This window comes from Nosocomiicoccus sp. HMSC059G07 (assembly GCF_001815515.1).
GTDB classification, from domain to species: domain Bacteria; phylum Bacillota; class Bacilli; order Staphylococcales; family Salinicoccaceae; genus Nosocomiicoccus; species Nosocomiicoccus ampullae_A.
Genome location: NZ_KV820878.1, coordinates 1 through 207, shown reverse-complemented (window position 1 = coordinate 207; position 207 = coordinate 1). Strand labels below are relative to the sequence as shown.

General features: G+C 42.5%; 1 protein-coding gene. It reads right to left on the bottom strand.

What is annotated here, in order from left to right:
- Positions 1-109: UvrD-helicase domain-containing protein (locus tag HMPREF3029_RS09290; protein WP_144265455.1), on the bottom strand; the 109-nt coding region annotated here is incomplete at its 3' end.
- Positions 110-207: the final 98 nt, after the last annotated feature.

The window sequence follows — 207 nt, the reverse complement described above, 5'->3', positions numbered from 1 at the left end:
GCTCGACGAGGACAGCTGTTTTACCACTTCCTGCTGCTGCAGACACTAATACGTCACTACCTCTTGTATCAATCGCACGTTGCTGATCTATCGTAAATTGTTTACTCAACTGCCTCGCCTCCTCGCTTAATTTTCTCTACTGCTTCAGTTACTTCTTGCGAATCTTTATCAACAAAATCACGTTGGTTCATCATATAGTCGATGTTA